Raw genomic sequence first — 16,781 nt, forward strand, 5'->3', positions numbered from 1 at the left:
AAAAGAATGGAAACGAGCAACAGAAAAGAAGAGCCAATCGTTTCGGTAGGTATCGTGAGCGCAAGCAAACTGTGTTTTTCGCTCAATGCGCCCTATACCGTTTGTGGCTCACAGCGATGTGGAAAGCAGGTTGTAGAACTGTCAGAAGGTCGTATTCTGTGGGAAAACGCATTCTACGATGAACTGCTTTTCGAGCCAACCGATGCTCAATCGTCGTTCACACTCGAAGATGTTACCATCGGAGTAAACTTCCATTGGGAGCGAAAAGAGGCACAAACATTCTTGGGAAAGTTGCGTTTCATAGTGGAAGACAACAATATCTGCGCCATCAACGAGCTGCCTGTTGAGACTTATCTTACCAGTGTTATCTCTTCGGAAATGCGTGCAACTTCATCGTTGGAACTACTAAAAGCCCACGCTGTTATATCGCGCAGTTGGCTTTTGGCACAAATGGAACAGCGAAAAGCAGAAAACAACAACGTTGAAAAACAACCCTCGTTCTTCAAAACCAATGAGGAGATTGTGCGTTGGTACGACCGCGAAGACCACAAACGGTTTGACGTGTGTGCCGACGACCATTGTCAGCGTTACCAAGGCATAACGAAAGCCGCCAACAAACACGTTGTGGAAGCCATTCAACAGACAGCAGGAGAGATACTGACAAGCCACGGAGAGATTTGCGATGCGCGATACAGCAAGTGCTGTGGTGGTGCTGTCGAAGAGTTTCAATATTGTTGGGAGAACATTAAAAAGCCTTATCTGCAAGCTCTGCCCGACACTTTGCCCGACTCAACACCCCTACCCGACCTCACCGACGAGGCAGTTGCGTATCAGTGGATACTATCATCGCCCGATGCTTTCTGCAATACGACCGACCAAAAGGTGCTGTCGCAGGTGCTGAACGACTTCGACCAAGAGACAACAGACTTCTATCGGTGGAGCCAAACCTACTCGCAAGCGGAGGTAAAACAACTCTTAGAGGAGAAGTTAGAAGTGCAGTTTGGCGATATTATCGACCTTGTTCCACTATCAAGAGGCAAGAGCGGACGCATTTACCGACTGAAAATAGTAGGCAAAGAGCGCACCCTCATCATTGGAAAAGAGCTTGAAATAAGGCGTGCACTTAGCAAAAGCCATCTATACAGTTCGGCATTCATCGTTGAAAAGGCAGATATAAAAGACGGTGTACCACAGAAATTCATCATAAAAGGGGCTGGCTGGGGACACGGCGTAGGACTTTGCCAAATCGGTGCTGCTATGATGGGCAAGCAAGGCTATCGGTACGAAGAAATATTACTGCACTATTATAAAGGTGCGGAAATAACAAAAGCCTATTAATAGTGCTTCACCAATAAGACAAGATAAAAGCTGAAAGAACCGAAATGAATACGAACGAGCAGACAAACACAAAGGTTTGGCTATGGCTACCCACCGTTTATTTCACACGAGGGTTGCCCTATGTCATTGTGTTTCTTGTTTCGTTGGTGTTCTTCAATCGTATGGGACAGTCGAATAGCACCATTACGCTGATTACATCGTGGGCTTTCGTTCCTTTCATTATGCGTCCGCTGTTAGGCAGATTCGTTACAGGCTATGCCACAAAACGGCTTTGGGTGTTGGCAATGGAACTGCTGATGGCAGTTTCGATGTTCGGTATCTCACAGTCGATTACCACTCCTTATTGGGAAATAGCGTCTATGCTGTTCATCTTTACAACAGCGTGTGCCGCCGTAATACACGATGTGGCAGTAGCAAGATTCTATAAACTCAGTATGTCGCGTAAGCTACCAAGCCTCAGCAGTGTACATTCCGTATTCTTACTGATGGCGGTTGTGGTAGGAATGGGTATTCCGCTGATGCTGGCAGGCAACTTAGAGGTGTTGAACAGAGTCGTTGAAAAGTCGTGGGTAACTACCTTTTACTTCTTGGCGATAACCTTCTTGCTGCTCTTTATCTATCATACAATCGTGTTGCCACGCCCCCAAGACAAACCGTCGATACCCATTCGCAGCGGACTGACAAGGCGATGGTGGTTGGAAACCAAAACTACCTTTATGCAATTGCCCAACTATGTGGCGTTACTTTCGTTTCTGTTGCTGTTCTTAATACCCGAAGGAATGTTCTTCCGTATAGCTCCCTTGTTCTTAATCGACCCTGGAAGCAATGGCGGATTGAGCCTTTCGCCACAAGAATTAGGGCTTGCGCAAGGCTCGGTGGGTGCCTTTGCTGCTATTGGAGGCAGCCTTTTAGGTCGCTATGCCATAGAAAAGCGAGGACTGTGGAGCAACCTTTGGCTTATGGTGTGCGCCATTACATTGCCCAAGATGCTGTATATCTACCTTAGCTACAACTTTGTTTCCACGCTTTCCATTATCAATATATGCGTGGCTATAGAGCAATTTGGCTTTGGTTTTGGCATTATACCTTATATATATGTGCTTCTTTATTGTTCACAAGGCAAATATTCCATCTTCCGATTCTCCTTGGCAAGTGCAGCAGCAGCCTTTTCGCTAATGGCGTCAGGCTGGTTTACAGGCATTCTACAAGAATATTTGGGTTATCAACGCTTCTTCGTTATCGTTGCCATCGTAAATGTTTTACCATTCATTGTGGCAGGTTTCTTAAAGCGAACGAGCGACTTGGACAAGAAAGTGGAATAAGTATGACGGCCTACAACCGTTCTTCCAATGGCCTACCTTTTAATATTAAGGGCACGCATTTGTGAGAAAATGGTTATCTTTGCAAGGAATTTGAAAAAACGCTTCGTATGGAAAAGAAATATAAAATAGCAGTTGCCGGAACAGGATATGTAGGCTTAAGCATTGCAACACTGCTGAGCCAGCATCAAAACGTGGTGGCAGTAGACGTTATAAAAGAGAAGGTAGACCTTATTAATAATAAGCAATCGCCTATTCAGGACGACTACATTGAGCAATATTTAGCAGAAAAAGAGTTGCACCTTACGGCTACCTTAGACGGGGAAGCAGCTTATCGTGATGCCGATTTCGTCGTGATTGCCACGCCAACGAACTACGACCCAGTGCGCAACTACTTTGATACGACACACGTTGAAGAGGTGATTGAACAAGTAATACGCGTAAACTCTAACGCTATTATGATTATAAAATCGACCATTCCAGTAGGTTACACCGAGAGCGTAAGACAGAAATACAACTGCGAAAACATTATTTTTGCACCCGAATTTCTGCGCGAAAGCAAGGCACTGTACGATAATCTATATCCCAGTCGCATTATTGTTGCACGCCCAGAGAACGACGAACGGTTGGACAAAGCAGCACACGAGTTTGCCGAACTCTTGAAAGAGGGTGCCATAAAAGAGGATATTCCAACGCTTTTTATGGGATTGACCGAAGCCGAAGCCGTGAAATTGTTTGCCAACACCTACTTGGCTTTGCGTGTAAGCTACTTCAACGAACTCGACACATACGCAGAAGTGAAAGGCTTAAACACAGCCAACATAATACAAGGTGTATGCCTCGACCCACGCATTGGCTCGTTCTACAACAATCCATCGTTCGGTTATGGTGGCTATTGCTTGCCAAAAGACACGAAGCAACTGTTGGCAAACTATTCAAATGTGCCTGAAAACCTGATTCAAGCCATCGTGGAAAGCAACCGTACACGCAAGGACTTCATTGCCGACCAAGTGTTGAACAAGGCTGGATATTACGATTATAACGAACAAGGGAACTACAATCCGACGGTAGAAAAGGAATGCGTGATAGGCGTCTACCGATTGACGATGAAGTCGAACAGCGATAATTTCCGTCAAAGTTCTATCCAAGGAGTTATGAAGCGCATAAAGGCGAAAGGTGCAAAGGTGCTTATTTACGAGCCAACACTCGAAAATGGAACAACCTTCTTTGGCAGTTTGGTGGTGAACGACTTGCAGAAATTCAAGACGGAATGCGACGAAATCATTGCCAACCGATACGATAGCGCATTGGACGACGTAAGAGAAAAGGTCTACACAAGGGACATTTTCCAATGCGATTAACACAATAAAGCAACGAAATAATTCGATAGAAATTGAGCGAAAGAGCAACCCTCTTTTGCTAACTCATCAAGGGCAGTACTTTTTGTAACTGCCCTTTTTTGAATGCTGGTATTAGGAATGAGGGGTGTTTTATGAGCGAAAAGAAGATAATAAAGTGTAAATATTTTTCACAAACGTAACTATTAGATAACTTACTATGTATCAACGCATTACAAAACCTATTGTTTTGCATTCCAAAAGCGGCTGTTTTGCACGGTAAAAGCGTAGGTTTTGCGTTGCAAAAGAGCCACTTTCGCAATGCCAAAGCGCAGTTATCACTTTTTAACAGAATTACCTTTACAAAGTTAAGCCAAAATCCTCTCACTCTCTCATTAGAGGGCTTGCTTAAAAACATCTGTAAGATTGCCTGCTTGACCTACTTTTTTATGCCGAGCTTACTTTATCAGTAACAAATAATCTACGCCTTATATTGTACCTTCTGCCCATACATTCTTGCGCTGTCCGCTTGTTTCGTTGCACCACTATAAACGCCTACATCACCTATAACAATCCTTAAAATACTGTTTTTTTCGCTTTTAAGGGTTTGTATGTCGTTTTTATTTCGTACTTTTACAGCTTGAAATAGCTACTAAAAGCCCTTAAAACGAAAATAAATGCCATTTACGGCGATTTTCGTTTGAAATGTAAGGGTTTGCAGAAAGCTACTACGACAGAAAATAAAAATACATATATATAATGGACGAAAATCAGACAATAGACCAGGACCGTATTTTAAAAATAAACATTGAGGAAGAGATGAAAAGCTCTTACATCGACTATTCTATGTCGGTGATTGTGGCTCGTGCGCTTCCAGATGTACGCGATGGTTTTAAACCAGTGCACCGCCGTATCCTCTACGGTATGCGCGGCATTGGTAACTTTAGTAATCAACCTTACAAGAAATGTGCACGTGTCGTTGGCGAAGTGCTTGGTAAATATCACCCACACGGCGACTCTTCTGTGTACGGCGCACTGGTGCGCATGGGACAGGAGTGGAATATGCGCTACAAACTTGTGGACGGACAAGGTAACTTTGGCTCTGTCGATGGCGACTCACCAGCAGCTATGCGTTACACAGAGTGCCGCTTGGCAAAGATGGGCGAGCACGTAATGGACGACATTGAGAAAGACACGGTAGACATGGTGAACAACTTCGACGACACGTTGAAGGAACCCGCCGTGATGCCAACCAAAATTCCGAACCTGCTTGTAAATGGCGGCAACGGTATTGCCGTGGGTATGGCGACAAACATTCCTACACACAACCTAAACGAAGTGATAGACGGTTGTTGCGCCTACATCGACAATCCCGACATTACTGTCGATGAGTTGATGCAGTATATACCTGCTCCAGACTTCCCAACAGGTGCTTATATCTACGGTTTACAAGGCGTAAAAGACGCTTACGAAACAGGTAAGGGACGCGTGGTGATGCGCGCAAAGGCTGAAATAGAAAGCGACGACCAGCACGATAAGATTGTTGTAACCGAAATTCCATACGGTGTAAACAAGCAGCAACTGATTGAATACATTGCCGACTTGGTGAAAGAAGGCAAGTTGGAAGGTATTTCAAACGTGAACGACGAAACAGGTAGGCAAGGTATGCGCATCGTAGTAGACGTAAAACGCGATGCCAATGCCAACATTATTTTGAACAAGTTGTTCAAGATGACTGCATTGCAAAGCTCGTTCTCTGTAAACTGCATTGCACTTGTAAACGGTCGTCCACGCTTGTTGAGCTTGCAAGAGTGTGTGAAATACTTTGTAGAGCACCGCCACGACGTAACCATTCGTCGTACAAAGTTCGAGTTGAACAAGGCAAAAGAGCGTGCCCACATCTTGGAAGGCTTGATTATAGCCTGCGACAATATTGACGAAGTGGTGCACATCATTCGTGCAAGTCAAACTCCAGCAGAAGCACAAACCAACTTGGAGAAGCGTTTCGAGTTAGACGAACTGCAATCGAAGGCAATTGTAGATATGCGCCTGTCGCAACTCACAGGTTTGCGTATGGACCAGTTGCACGCTGAATACGACGAATTGATGCAGACGATAAAGAACTTGCAGGAAATTCTCGATAACCCAGAACGTTGCAAGGAAGTGATGAAGGAAGAACTCCAAGAAGTGAAAGAGAAGTATGGTGATGCTCGTCGTACCGAAATCATTCCAGACGAACACGAGTTCAATGCCGAAGACTTCTATCCTAACGACCCAGTAGTTATCACCATCAGCCACCTTGGCTACATTAAGCGTACACCGCTTGCCGACTTTAAGGAGCAAGCACGTGGTGGCGTAGGCTCGAAAGGTGCGCGCACAAGAGATAAGGACTTCACGGAATTCATCTATCCAGCAACCATGCACCAGACAATGTTGTTCTTTACGAAGAAAGGACGTTGCTTCTGGATGAAGTGTTACGACATTCCTGAAGGTGACAAGACATCGAAAGGACGTGCCATTCAGAATATGTTGGCACTCGACCCAGACGATAGCGTAAACGCATTCTTGCGTATAAAAGGCTTAGACGATGAGGAATTCCTCGACTCACACTATGTAGTATTCGCTACAAAATGCGGTTTGGTGAAGAAGACATCGCTGCGCCACTACTCACGTCCACGTACCAATGGCGTGATAGCCATCAACATAAACGAAGGCGACGAGGTGGTAAATGTACGCTTGACAAACGGTCATAACGAACTCATCATAGCCAACCGCAACGGTCGTGCGTGTCGCTTCAACGAAGAGGCAGTACGCACAATGGGACGTGTGTCTACGGGTGTGCGTGGTATGCGCCTCGACGAGGACGGCGACGATGCTGTGGTAGGTATGATTGTAGTAAACGATGCTGAAACCGAAACGGTGATGGTGGTATCGGAAGAAGGCTACGGAAAACGTTCAGGTGTTGAAGACTACCGACTTACAAACCGTGGCGGTAAGGGCGTGAAGACTCTGAACATAACCGAAAAGACAGGAAAATTAGTTGCAATAAAGAATGTAACCGATGAAAACGACCTTATGATTATCAATCAGAGTGGAATCGTTATCCGTCTTTCAGTAGCTGAATGCCGTGTTATGGGACGTGCTACACAAGGTGTTCGTCTTATCAACCTTGCAAAGAAAAACGATGTGATAGCATCGGTGTGCAAAGTTATGAGTGCCGAAATGGAAGAACAAGTGGAAGAAGAAAGTCGTTCGCAGTGGAACAAAGCAAACGAAGACTTCAAGAACGGACTTGCAGGAGGCAGCGAAGACAAAGCCAACAATGGCACCGCAGACGATGAAAGCACGGAAACGGCAGCACCATCGGTAGATTTTGAATAAAATAAAGTGATAAGTTTAAACGTTATTGGAAAATCGTATATATTGAATAGAGAGAGCTTAATAACGAGTATTAATCTTTAAATTATAAACTAATATGAAAAAATTAATCATGGCAGTGATGATGTTAATAGGAACATCGGCTGCTTTTGCTGGCGACAGCGAACCATTGAAAGCAATTATGAAGGCTCAGAACTATGCTGAAGCTGCTAATCTTTTGCAATCTACTCTAGACCAACTCGCAGGTAACGACGAAAAGGCTAAGGCTTACAACCGTCTTTACGAATTGGCTATGAAGAAAGTAAACTACGAGCAAGGTATTCAGTTGGAGAATGAGACTCAGAAGCAAATGGGCAAAGAAGGCAACCGACCAGTAGACGAAAAAGGACTCTATATGGCGGCAGGTGCGGCTTTCGACTCTGGTATTGAAGCCATTAAGTACGACAATCTGCCAAATCAAAAGGGCAAGGTAAAGCCTAAATTCTCTGGTTTGGTAGAACAGGTTTACAAACTCCGTCCAACACTTATCAATGCTGGTATCTATTTCCAAGGTAAGGACGAGAAGATGGCATACAAGTATTTGGCAGAGTATGTTGAATCAGCAGACTATCCTGAATTTATCAAGTTCAAGGAACAAGACCAGAACTTGACTGAAATAGCTTACTTTGCAACGATTTATGCTTACCAAAACAACGACTTTGCAAAGGCAGAGAAGTATGTAGAGTACGCATTGAAGAACCAAGAACGTGCTAAGGAAGCACAAAACTTGAAACTTGCCATTATTGGTTCACAATTAAAGAGCCGTCAGGACTCTATTGCATACGCAGAGAAACTTGAGTCTATCTATGCGCAAGACCCATCAAACGAGGCAGTTCTTTCAACATTGGCTTCTACTTACAACGCACTTCGTATGAACGACAAGGCTATGCAGATTATTGACAATCACCTTGCTAAAGACCCTAACAGCTATAGCGCGCTTGTATTAAAAGGTCAGTTTGAAAGTGTTAAGAAGAACTACGACGGTGCTGTTGCAGCATTGAAGAAGGCTTTGCCATTGGCAAGCGATGAAAGCGCACAAATCGCTATCAACGCATCAATCGGTCAATGCCTCTTCTACAAGGCGCAGGAACGTGTAATGGCAGTGAAGAACTTGACCAAGGAAGCACGTGCACAATTCAATGTTGTTTACAACGAAGCTATTTCTTACTTGGAAAAAGCTAAAGAACTTGACACTACAAAGCAGAACAAGAACTTGTGGGCATATCCTCTTTACGGAAGCTATTATTTCGTTAAGGGTCCTCAGGCACCTGAAACAAAAGCACTCGCTGCTGACGCAGGTTATGAAGAATAATATCATATCGTTCCCCTTTTTTGGTGTGCTTGCATACCCAAAAAGGGGAAACTCTTTTATAAATCCTATTCCGACATTGTTTCATTTTTCATTTAAAATACTTTGTCAATAAGCCCCAATGGTAGAGAATAGGACATACAACTATTATGTAGGCTTATGAAGAAGTTAATAGCATTTATCTCATTTCTATCTTTTTGTTTTCTGTCGGTACAGGCGCAAGACAATAAAGCAAATGCAGCAAAACTGAATAAACAGGCTGAAGCCGCTTACAATCGAGTACAAACAAATACGAATAGGGATTCGCTCACTGTCTATCGCGCTGTGGTAGACGGCATAACATATTCGCTGAAATGCGAAGAATACGACCGAATGCCTAATCGTAAAGGAAAGATGAAGACTGAGTTTGGCGAACAAAATATGTTGCGTGTAACAACATTGTACCCGATGCTGATAGATGCAGGACAGTTTTTGCTAAAGAACAGCTACACAAAAGTAGAAGGGCAGAAGGCTTTAGAACTTTATTTAACCGCAAGAAATAACCCAATGGTGATTGATATACCCGACGAAAGTGGTATAGCGGCATACTATTTGGCTTACGACTACTTGAAATCGAGAAACTTCAGAATGGCAGAAAAATATGCCGACTTAGCTATGCAATATGAAGAAACGGCGCAAGCATCGGTGGAAGTGAAAGCCGAATGCATGGGCGAACAAATGAAAAATGCTGAAGACTCATTGCAATATCTTGCCGTATTGGCAAAGTTATACGAAACAGAACCCACTAATTCCAAATATTTCTCGTGGTTAATGAAGTTCTACCAGCACTCTACAGCACGCTTTAATATAGAGAGCTTTATTGACCAGCAGCTTGTAAACGACTCCAAATCGGCTGTTCCTTGGATATTGAAAGGCGAAATAGCTATGCAAGCAGGCAGATGGGACGAAGCCATTGAGGCATACAAACTGGCTGATGAACTTTCCCCTAACCTTATCCCAGTGGCTTTTAATATAGGTGTTTGCTTAAATATGCGAGGATTGGAAATAAGAAACGAAGTGTTGGAGAAACAGCAACAAGGAGAGCTTATATCGGAAAACGACTATATGGTATATTTTGCTGACGCACGAAACTATCTTGAACGTGTGAGAGCCAAAGACCCACGGCGCAACAAAGTGGACTGGGTGAACCCATTGTATATGGCTTATACCTTACTTGGCGATAAGATAAAAGCACAAGAATTAGAAGCATTGACGAATAAATTTAAGAAGTGAAACGGAATAATTTGAAGAAAACACTATTATACATACTGATGTTTTGTCCGTTGTTGGTATTTGCACAGAAGAAGCAAATAGCAACAGCACGTGATTTGCTGAAGGCTGGTAAGGAATTAAATAAAGCAGAAAAATCGATGCGGACATTGCTGGAAGACTTTACCAATCGCACGAATACAAAGATTTGGATAGTACTCTGCGATGTTCTGATAAAGCAATACGAGCAAGGAAACGAGAAGTTGTACTTAAAGCAAAAGTACGATACGGCAGCCTTCTTCTCTGTTACAAAGCGAATGTACGAAACAATGGCGAGCTTCGATTCTATTGATGCCCGCCTGTATACACCAACTCCAATACGTCCAAAGTATAGAGCACGCCATGCACAGCTGCTTAATTCCATTCGTCCGAACTTGTTTAATGGCGGTACATACTTTATTCATACAAAGGATTACAACACCGCTTACGACTATTTCGACAATTATATAAAGAGCGATAAGCAATCGCTTTTTGTCGGTTACGACTACGAACACAAAGATGTATTGATGCCACATGCAGCCTATTGGGCGATGTATTGTGGCTATAAACTGAAAGATACGGAGAAAACAATGCGCCATCTGCGTTTAGCTGAGCGTGATACATCAATGTTGAACTTTGTAAGACAGTATGAAGCCGATGCTTATTTAGTGCAGAAAGACACAGTAAAGTATTTAAAAGCCTTGCAAGAAGGCTTTAAGGAATACCCTAACTTTGCGTTTTTCTTCCCTCGTTTGGTAGAATACTATGTCAAAAAGGGCGATAACGAAATGGCACTCCGCATCACAGACAAAGCTTTAGAGGCAGATTCCACCAGCGTGTTATTCCGTTTTACGAAGAGTACTGCATTGCTGAACTTGGGTCGTTATAAAGAATGTATAGACATCTGCCTACAACTTATAAAAGAAAACGACAAGTTTGCCGATGCCTATTGTAACATTGGGTTAGCTTATTTCGACCAAGCCATCGAGTTGGCTAAAATGCAACAAAACCGTTCTAAAAGGGCAAAGATAAGCAAACTGTATGAAACGGCAATGCCTTATCTTGAGCAGTACAAGAAATTAGCACCGAAGGCACGAGATAAATGGTTAGCACCGCTATATACAATTTATCTGAATCTGAATATGGGAAAAGAATTTGATGAAATAGATAGACTACGGAATGAAAATAAATAAAATAATAGAAAAGTTAGGAATAGAACTGAACTCAATGCAGGAAGCTACTTCAGAAGCTATCTTGCGTTCTAATAAAGATGTGATAGTGTTGTCGCCAACGGGTTCAGGAAAGACGTACGCCTATCTATTTCCTTTGATACAGCTGTTAGATTCAACAAAAGACGAAGTGCAAGCAGTCGTTTTGGTACCAGGAAGAGAATTAGCTAAGCAGTCGGCGAATGTAATTCAAGATATTAAGGCGGGGTTAAGAGCAATGGCACTTTATGGTGGCAGACCGACAATGGACGAACATCGGGAAATGCGCAACGTAAAACCACAAATCCTTTTTGCCACTCCGGGGAGATTGAACGACCACCTTGACAAAGGAAACTTAATGGCGGAAAACATTCAATGGCTCATTATCGACGAGTTCGATAAGTGCTTGGAAATGGGTTTCCAAGATGAAATGCAGGAAATTGTTGGAAAGTTGCCAGCAGTAGAACGCCGCATATTACTTTCAGCAACCGAAGCTGAATCTATTCCGAAGTTCGTGAATATGGGGCGAAACATACGCGTAGACTACCGAGACGAAGAAGAAAAAGTCCCCAATCGTGTTCAACTACGCATCGTTCGTAGTGCAGAGAAGGACAAGTTGGAAACGCTTTCCAACCTGTTAAAGTACTTAGGCGATGAAAGCAGCATTGTTTTCTTGAATTACCGAGATGCCGTTATTCGCACCGCTACCTACTTAAAAGAAGAAGGTTTCGCTGTTTCCATGTTCCACGGAGGATTAGAACAGAAAGAACGCGAAGTTATGTTGTATCGCTTTTCGAATGGTTCGGCCAATATATTTGTAAGCACGAACTTGGGAGCAAGAGGCTTGGACATTCCTGATGTAGACAATATTATTCATTACCATCTGCCCGAAAACGAAGACGAATACGTACACAGGGTAGGTAGAACTGCCCGTTGGGACAAGCAAGGTAATGCATTCTTCGTACTTGGACCAGAGGAACAACTTCCCGAATACGTAGAACAGGAAGTGGAAACAATGGAACTTCCAGCAACGTTACCCGCTGTAAAGCCTGCCCGTATGACTACATTATATATAGGTAAGGGCAAGAAAGACAAAATGTCGAAAGGTGATATAGTCGGCTTTTTGTGCAAGAAGGCAGGGTTAAAGCAAACCGATATAGGCAGAATAGATGTAATGCCACGCTTTACTTATGTTGCCGTTCCCCGCACAAAAATATCTCAAATTCTGAAAATGACGAAAGGTGAGAAAATAAAGGGGATTAGTACCGTTGTGGAAGAGGTTCGGTAGCAGCAGTGTTATAATGTTGTGTAATTTGCAATTTGCGAGCAAAAAAGAATGATTGCACAATAAAATATAATGTGAAAATATGCTTAAATATTTGCCTATATCAAATAATTTCTTTAATTTCGCAGACGTATAACTAAACCTATACACCCCTTAGAAAAAATAATAATATAATAATAAATAAGTTCAACTAAAAAATTAATATCATCATGAAGAAGTACAATTTTGGTGCTGGTCCATGCATTCTTCCACGTGAAGTAATTGAAAAAACAGCAAGTGCTATCTTAGATTTCAACGGTATTGGTCTTTCACTTTCTGAAATCAGCCACCGTTCAAAGGATTTCCAACCAGTTATGGACGAAGCAATGGCTTTGGTAAAGGAAGTGTTAAATGTTCCTGAAGGCTATTCAGTGCTCTTCTTAGGTGGTGGTGCATCACTTGAGTTCTGCATGATTCCTTTCAACTTCTTGGTAAAGAAGGCTGGTTACTTGAACACTGGTGTTTGGGCAAAGAAGGCTATGAAGGAAGCTAAGTTGTTTGGAGAAGTTGTTGAAGTTGCATCATCAGCTAATGATAACTACACATACCTTCCAAAGAACTTCGACGTTCCTACAGATTTGGACTACTTGCACATCACTACCAATAACACAATCTATGGTACAGAGTACCACAAAGACTTGGACGTACCGGTTCGTATGATTGGTGATATGTCTTCAGACATCTTCAGCCGTCCAGTAGACGTTTCTAAGTACGACTGTATTTATGGTGGTGCACAGAAGAACCTCTCAATGGCTGGTGTAACATTCATTATCATTAAGGACGAAGTTCTCGGTCGTGTACAGCGCGAAATCCCAACAATGTTGGATTATCGTACACACATCAAGAAGGGTTCTATGTTCAATACTCCTCCAGTAGTGCCAATCTACACAGCAATGGAGAACCTCCGTTGGATTAAGGCTAATGGTGGTGTTGAAGCTATGGAGAAACTTGCTAAGGAACGTGCTGACATTGTTTACGGCGAAATCGACCGCAACAAGTTGTTCCGTGGTACAGTTAAGTGCGAGGAAGACCGTTCTTATATGAACATCTGCTTCGTTCTCAACGACGAGTATGCTGACCTCCAAGACGAGTTCTTCAAGTTTGCTACCGAAAGAGGTATGGTTGGTATCAAGGGACACCGCGATGTTGGTGGATTCCGCGCAAGCTGCTACAACGCAATGACAGTTGAAGGCTGCAAGGCTCTTGCTGCAGCAATGAAGGAATTTGAAGCTAAGCACTAATTTAAAAACAGAATATAGCAAATGCACGGATAGACCCACAAAAGGTTATATCCGTGTACTTGCGTTATAAAAATTTATTACTATGAAGGTTTTAATTGCAACAGAAAAGCCATTCGCAGCAGCAGCTGTTGAAGGCATCAGAAAAGAAGTTGAAGGTGCAGGACACGAACTCGCACTTTTAGAAAAATATACAGAAACAGCACAGTTGTTAGACGCTGTCAAGGACGCTGACGCACTTATCATTCGTTCAGACAAGGCTACCGCAGAAGTTTTCGAAGCTGCTAAGAACTTGAAGATTGTGGTTCGCGCAGGTGCTGGTTACGACAACATCGACCTCGCTGCAGCTACTGCACACAATGTTGTTGCTGAAAATACTCCAGGTCAGAACTCAAACGCAGTTGCTGAACTTGTTTTGGGTATGCTCGTTTATGGCGCACGCAACTTCTACAACGGCAAGAGCGGTTCTGAATTGATGGGCAAGAAGCTCGGTATCCTTGCATTTGGTAATGTTGGTCGCAACGTTGCTCGCATTGCTAAGGGCTTCGGTATGGAAGTTTATGCTTACGATGCATTCTGTCCAAAGGACGTTATCGAAGCTGCAGGTGTTAAGGCTGTTGATAACCAAGAGGCTTTGTTCGAAACTTGCGACATCGTTTCTCTTCACATTCCTGCAACTCCTGAAACAAAGCAGAGCATCAACTACGCTCTCGTAAACAAGATGGCTAAGGGCGGTACTCTTATCAACACTGCTCGTAAGGAAGTTATCAACGAACCAGAACTCATCAAGTTGATGGGCGAACGCGAAGACTTGAAGTTCATCACCGACATCAAGCCAGACGCTGACGCAGAATTTGCTAAGTTTGAAGGCCGTTACTTCAGCACACCTAAGAAGATGGGTGCTCAAACAGCTGAAGCTAACATCAACGCTGGTATTGCAGCAGCAAAGCAAATCAATGCTTTCTTCGCTACTGGCGATACCAAATTCCAAGTAAATAAATAATATTTAAACCCATATTGCAGATTATTAGGAACTATGCTTATACAACAGCAAAAGCCCTGATAATCTGCTTTTATTTTATATCTACAATATATTATGGCAATAGTAAAACCATTTAAAGGTGTTCGTCCTCCAAAGGAGTTCGTTGAACAAGTAGAAAGCCGTCCATACGACGTATTGAATTCAGAGGAAGCACGCGAAGAAGCTAAGGGCAACGAAAAGAGCCTTTATCATATCATTAAGCCTGAAATCGACTTCCCAGAAGGCACAAGCGAATACGACCCACGTGTTTACGAAAAGGCTGCTGAGAACTTCAAGATGTTCCAAGACAAGGGTTGGTTGGTACAAGACGACAAGGAACAATACTATATCTATGCTCAGACAATGAACGGCAAGACACAGTATGGTATCGTTGTCGGTGCTGCTTGCCAGGACTATGTAGACGGTGTTATCAAGAAGCACGAGCTTACACGTCGCGACAAGGAAGAAGACCGTATGAAGCACGTTCGTGTAAACGATGCCAACATCGAGCCTGTATTCTTCGCTTATCCTGATAACCCAGTATTGAAGGAAATCACTACTCGCTACGCAGCTACTACTCCAGAATACGACTTCATCGCTCCTATCGATGGTTTCGGTCATAAGCTTTGGGTAGTTTCTGACGATAAGGACATCAAGACCATCACTGAAGAGTTTGCAAAGATGCCAAGTCTTTACATTGCAGACGGTCACCACCGTTCAGCTGCTGCAGGTCTTGTAGGTGGCGAAAAGGCAAAGGCTAATCCAAACCACACAGGAAAGGAAGAGTACAACTACTTTATGGCTGTTTGCTTCCAAGCATCTGAACTTACCATTCTCGACTACAACCGTGTTGTTAAGGACTTGAACGGTATGACACCTGCTCAGTTCCTCGAAGCATTGAACAAGAACTTCATCGTTGAGAAGAAGGGTGCTGCTATCTATAAGCCAGCTGCTTTGCACGAGTTCTCACTCTACTTGGAAGGCGAATGGTACTCGCTCACAGCCAAGGAAGGTACATACGACAACAACGACCCAATCGGCGTACTCGACGTTGATATCTCAAGCCGTTTGATTCTCGACGAACTTCTCGACATCAAGGACTTGCGTTCAAGCGACCGCATCGACTTCGTAGGTGGTCTTCGTGGTCTCGAAGAACTCAAGAAGCGTGTAGACAGTGGCGAAATGAAGATGGCTTTGGCTCTCTACCCTGTTTCTATGCAGCAGATTATGGATATTGCCGACAGCGGCAAGATTATGCCTCCTAAGGCTACTTGGTTCGAGCCAAAACTCCGTTCAGGTCTTATCATTCACAAGCTTTCATAAGTTTACGACATCATTAATTTTGATTTCACATCAAGTTAATTAATGACAGATAAGTACAGAACAGTACATAAAAACACAATTGGCGAGGGGTTTTATTCCGAAAAGAGGAGTAAATTCCTCGCCTTTGTGCATCATATTGATTCTGCCGAAGAGGCTTTGGAGATAATAAAGCACTACAAGAAGAAATATTACGATGCACGCCACTGCTGCTATGCCTACCGTTTAGGTGCCGACGGTGCAGAATTTCGTGCCAACGACGATGGCGAGCCGTCATCAACGGCAGGGAAACCCATTCTCGGACAGCTTGTCAGCAACGACATTACCAATACTTTGATTTGCGTAATCCGATACTTCGGAGGTGTCAAACTTGGCACGAGCGGACTCATTGTTGCTTATCGTGAAGCTGCTGCCGACGGTATAGCACATTCGGAAATAGAAGAAAAGTTTGTAGAACACATTGTTCGCTACACCTTTTCTTATCCTATGATGAACGATGTTATGAAGATAGTGAAGGAAATGAATGCCAACATTGTTGAACAAAACTTCGATAACACTTGCGAAATCGTCCTTTCCATTCGTCAATCGCTTGCCGAGCAACTCGAAACACGACTGAAAAAACTATCGTTCGCCTAACAAGGTTTTGTAAAAATAATTCCGTTA

Annotated in this window: 12 protein-coding genes; all 12 read left to right on the forward strand. The window is 43.3% G+C overall.

What is annotated here, in order from left to right:
- Window positions 1-6: 6 nt before the first annotated feature.
- The 12 genes from BWX39_RS12780 to BWX39_RS07195 all read left to right on the forward strand — a co-directional run bounded on the left by BWX39_RS12780 (window position 7) and on the right by BWX39_RS07195 (window position 16,754).
- Window positions 7-1,338 carry a SpoIID/LytB domain-containing protein gene (locus BWX39_RS12780; protein WP_028905080.1) on the forward strand — a complete coding sequence of 444 codons (1,332 nt, stop codon included), beginning with the start codon at window positions 7-9 and terminating at the stop codon, window positions 1,336-1,338.
- 44 nt (window positions 1,339-1,382) lie between these two features.
- Window positions 1,383-2,660 (forward strand): MFS transporter, encoded by a 1,278-nt coding sequence (locus tag BWX39_RS07140; protein WP_028905081.1) that lies wholly within the window; start codon window positions 1,383-1,385, stop codon window positions 2,658-2,660.
- Between the two features lie 107 nt (window positions 2,661-2,767).
- The gene (locus tag BWX39_RS07145; RefSeq protein ID WP_028905082.1) at window positions 2,768-4,018 is read left to right on the forward strand and encodes a nucleotide sugar dehydrogenase; all 1,251 of its coding nucleotides are present in this window, start codon (window positions 2,768-2,770) and stop codon (window positions 4,016-4,018) included.
- Between the two features lie 735 nt (window positions 4,019-4,753).
- A complete protein-coding gene (gene gyrA / locus BWX39_RS07155) occupies window positions 4,754-7,375 on the forward strand; it encodes a DNA gyrase subunit A (protein WP_028905083.1) in 2,622 nt (873 codons plus the stop codon).
- A 94-nt stretch (window positions 7,376-7,469) separates the two neighbouring features.
- Window positions 7,470-8,723, forward strand: coding sequence for a tetratricopeptide repeat protein (locus BWX39_RS07160; RefSeq protein ID WP_028905084.1), 1,254 nt, complete (start codon window positions 7,470-7,472; stop codon window positions 8,721-8,723).
- 156 nt (window positions 8,724-8,879) lie between these two features.
- Window positions 8,880-9,992, forward strand: a complete 1,113-nt coding sequence (locus BWX39_RS07165; RefSeq protein WP_028905085.1) for a tetratricopeptide repeat protein — start codon at window positions 8,880-8,882, stop codon at window positions 9,990-9,992.
- 38 nt (window positions 9,993-10,030) lie between these two features.
- The gene (locus BWX39_RS07170; protein ID WP_172460532.1) at window positions 10,031-11,200 is read left to right on the forward strand and encodes a tetratricopeptide repeat protein; all 1,170 of its coding nucleotides are present in this window, start codon (window positions 10,031-10,033) and stop codon (window positions 11,198-11,200) included.
- Window positions 11,187-12,503 carry a DEAD/DEAH box helicase gene (locus tag BWX39_RS07175; RefSeq protein ID WP_028905087.1) on the forward strand — a complete coding sequence of 439 codons (1,317 nt, stop codon included), beginning with the start codon at window positions 11,187-11,189 and terminating at the stop codon, window positions 12,501-12,503. Before BWX39_RS07170 ends, BWX39_RS07175 begins: the two co-directional genes overlap by 14 nt.
- A 206-nt stretch (window positions 12,504-12,709) precedes the next feature.
- Entirely contained in the window at window positions 12,710-13,780 is a 1,071-nt protein-coding gene (serC, locus tag BWX39_RS07180) for a 3-phosphoserine/phosphohydroxythreonine transaminase (protein WP_028905088.1), read from the forward strand.
- 82 nt (window positions 13,781-13,862) lie between these two features.
- Window positions 13,863-14,780: an NAD(P)-dependent oxidoreductase gene (locus BWX39_RS07185; RefSeq protein ID WP_014709783.1), complete on the forward strand. Its 918-nt coding sequence runs from the start codon at window positions 13,863-13,865 to the stop codon at window positions 14,778-14,780.
- Window positions 14,781-14,873: 93 nt separating this feature from the next.
- Window positions 14,874-16,121, forward strand: coding sequence for a DUF1015 domain-containing protein (locus BWX39_RS07190; protein ID WP_028905089.1), 1,248 nt, complete (start codon window positions 14,874-14,876; stop codon window positions 16,119-16,121).
- 42 nt (window positions 16,122-16,163) lie between these two features.
- Window positions 16,164-16,754: an IMPACT family protein gene (locus tag BWX39_RS07195; RefSeq protein ID WP_028905090.1), complete on the forward strand. Its 591-nt coding sequence runs from the start codon at window positions 16,164-16,166 to the stop codon at window positions 16,752-16,754.
- Window positions 16,755-16,781 lie beyond the last annotated feature (27 nt).

This window comes from Prevotella intermedia ATCC 25611 = DSM 20706, from assembly GCF_001953955.1.
In the GTDB taxonomy this organism is placed as follows: Bacteria; Bacteroidota; Bacteroidia; order Bacteroidales; family Bacteroidaceae; genus Prevotella; species Prevotella intermedia.

Coding starts and splice junctions, on each gene's coding strand:
- BWX39_RS12780 (WP_028905080.1), top strand. CDS start 7: ATGGAAACGAGCAACAGAAAAGAAGAGCCAATCGTTTCGGTAGGTATC.
- BWX39_RS07140 (WP_028905081.1), top strand. CDS start 1,383: ATGAATACGAACGAGCAGACAAACACAAAGGTTTGGCTATGGCTACCC.
- BWX39_RS07145 (WP_028905082.1), top strand. CDS start 2,768: ATGGAAAAGAAATATAAAATAGCAGTTGCCGGAACAGGATATGTAGGC.
- gyrA (WP_028905083.1), top strand. CDS start 4,754: ATGGACGAAAATCAGACAATAGACCAGGACCGTATTTTAAAAATAAAC.
- BWX39_RS07160 (WP_028905084.1), top strand. CDS start 7,470: ATGAAAAAATTAATCATGGCAGTGATGATGTTAATAGGAACATCGGCT.
- BWX39_RS07165 (WP_028905085.1), top strand. CDS start 8,880: ATGAAGAAGTTAATAGCATTTATCTCATTTCTATCTTTTTGTTTTCTG.
- BWX39_RS07170 (WP_172460532.1), top strand. CDS start 10,031: ATGTTTTGTCCGTTGTTGGTATTTGCACAGAAGAAGCAAATAGCAACA.
- BWX39_RS07175 (WP_028905087.1), top strand. CDS start 11,187: ATGAAAATAAATAAAATAATAGAAAAGTTAGGAATAGAACTGAACTCA.
- serC (WP_028905088.1), top strand. CDS start 12,710: ATGAAGAAGTACAATTTTGGTGCTGGTCCATGCATTCTTCCACGTGAA.
- BWX39_RS07185 (WP_014709783.1), top strand. CDS start 13,863: ATGAAGGTTTTAATTGCAACAGAAAAGCCATTCGCAGCAGCAGCTGTT.
- BWX39_RS07190 (WP_028905089.1), top strand. CDS start 14,874: ATGGCAATAGTAAAACCATTTAAAGGTGTTCGTCCTCCAAAGGAGTTC.
- BWX39_RS07195 (WP_028905090.1), top strand. CDS start 16,164: ATGACAGATAAGTACAGAACAGTACATAAAAACACAATTGGCGAGGGG.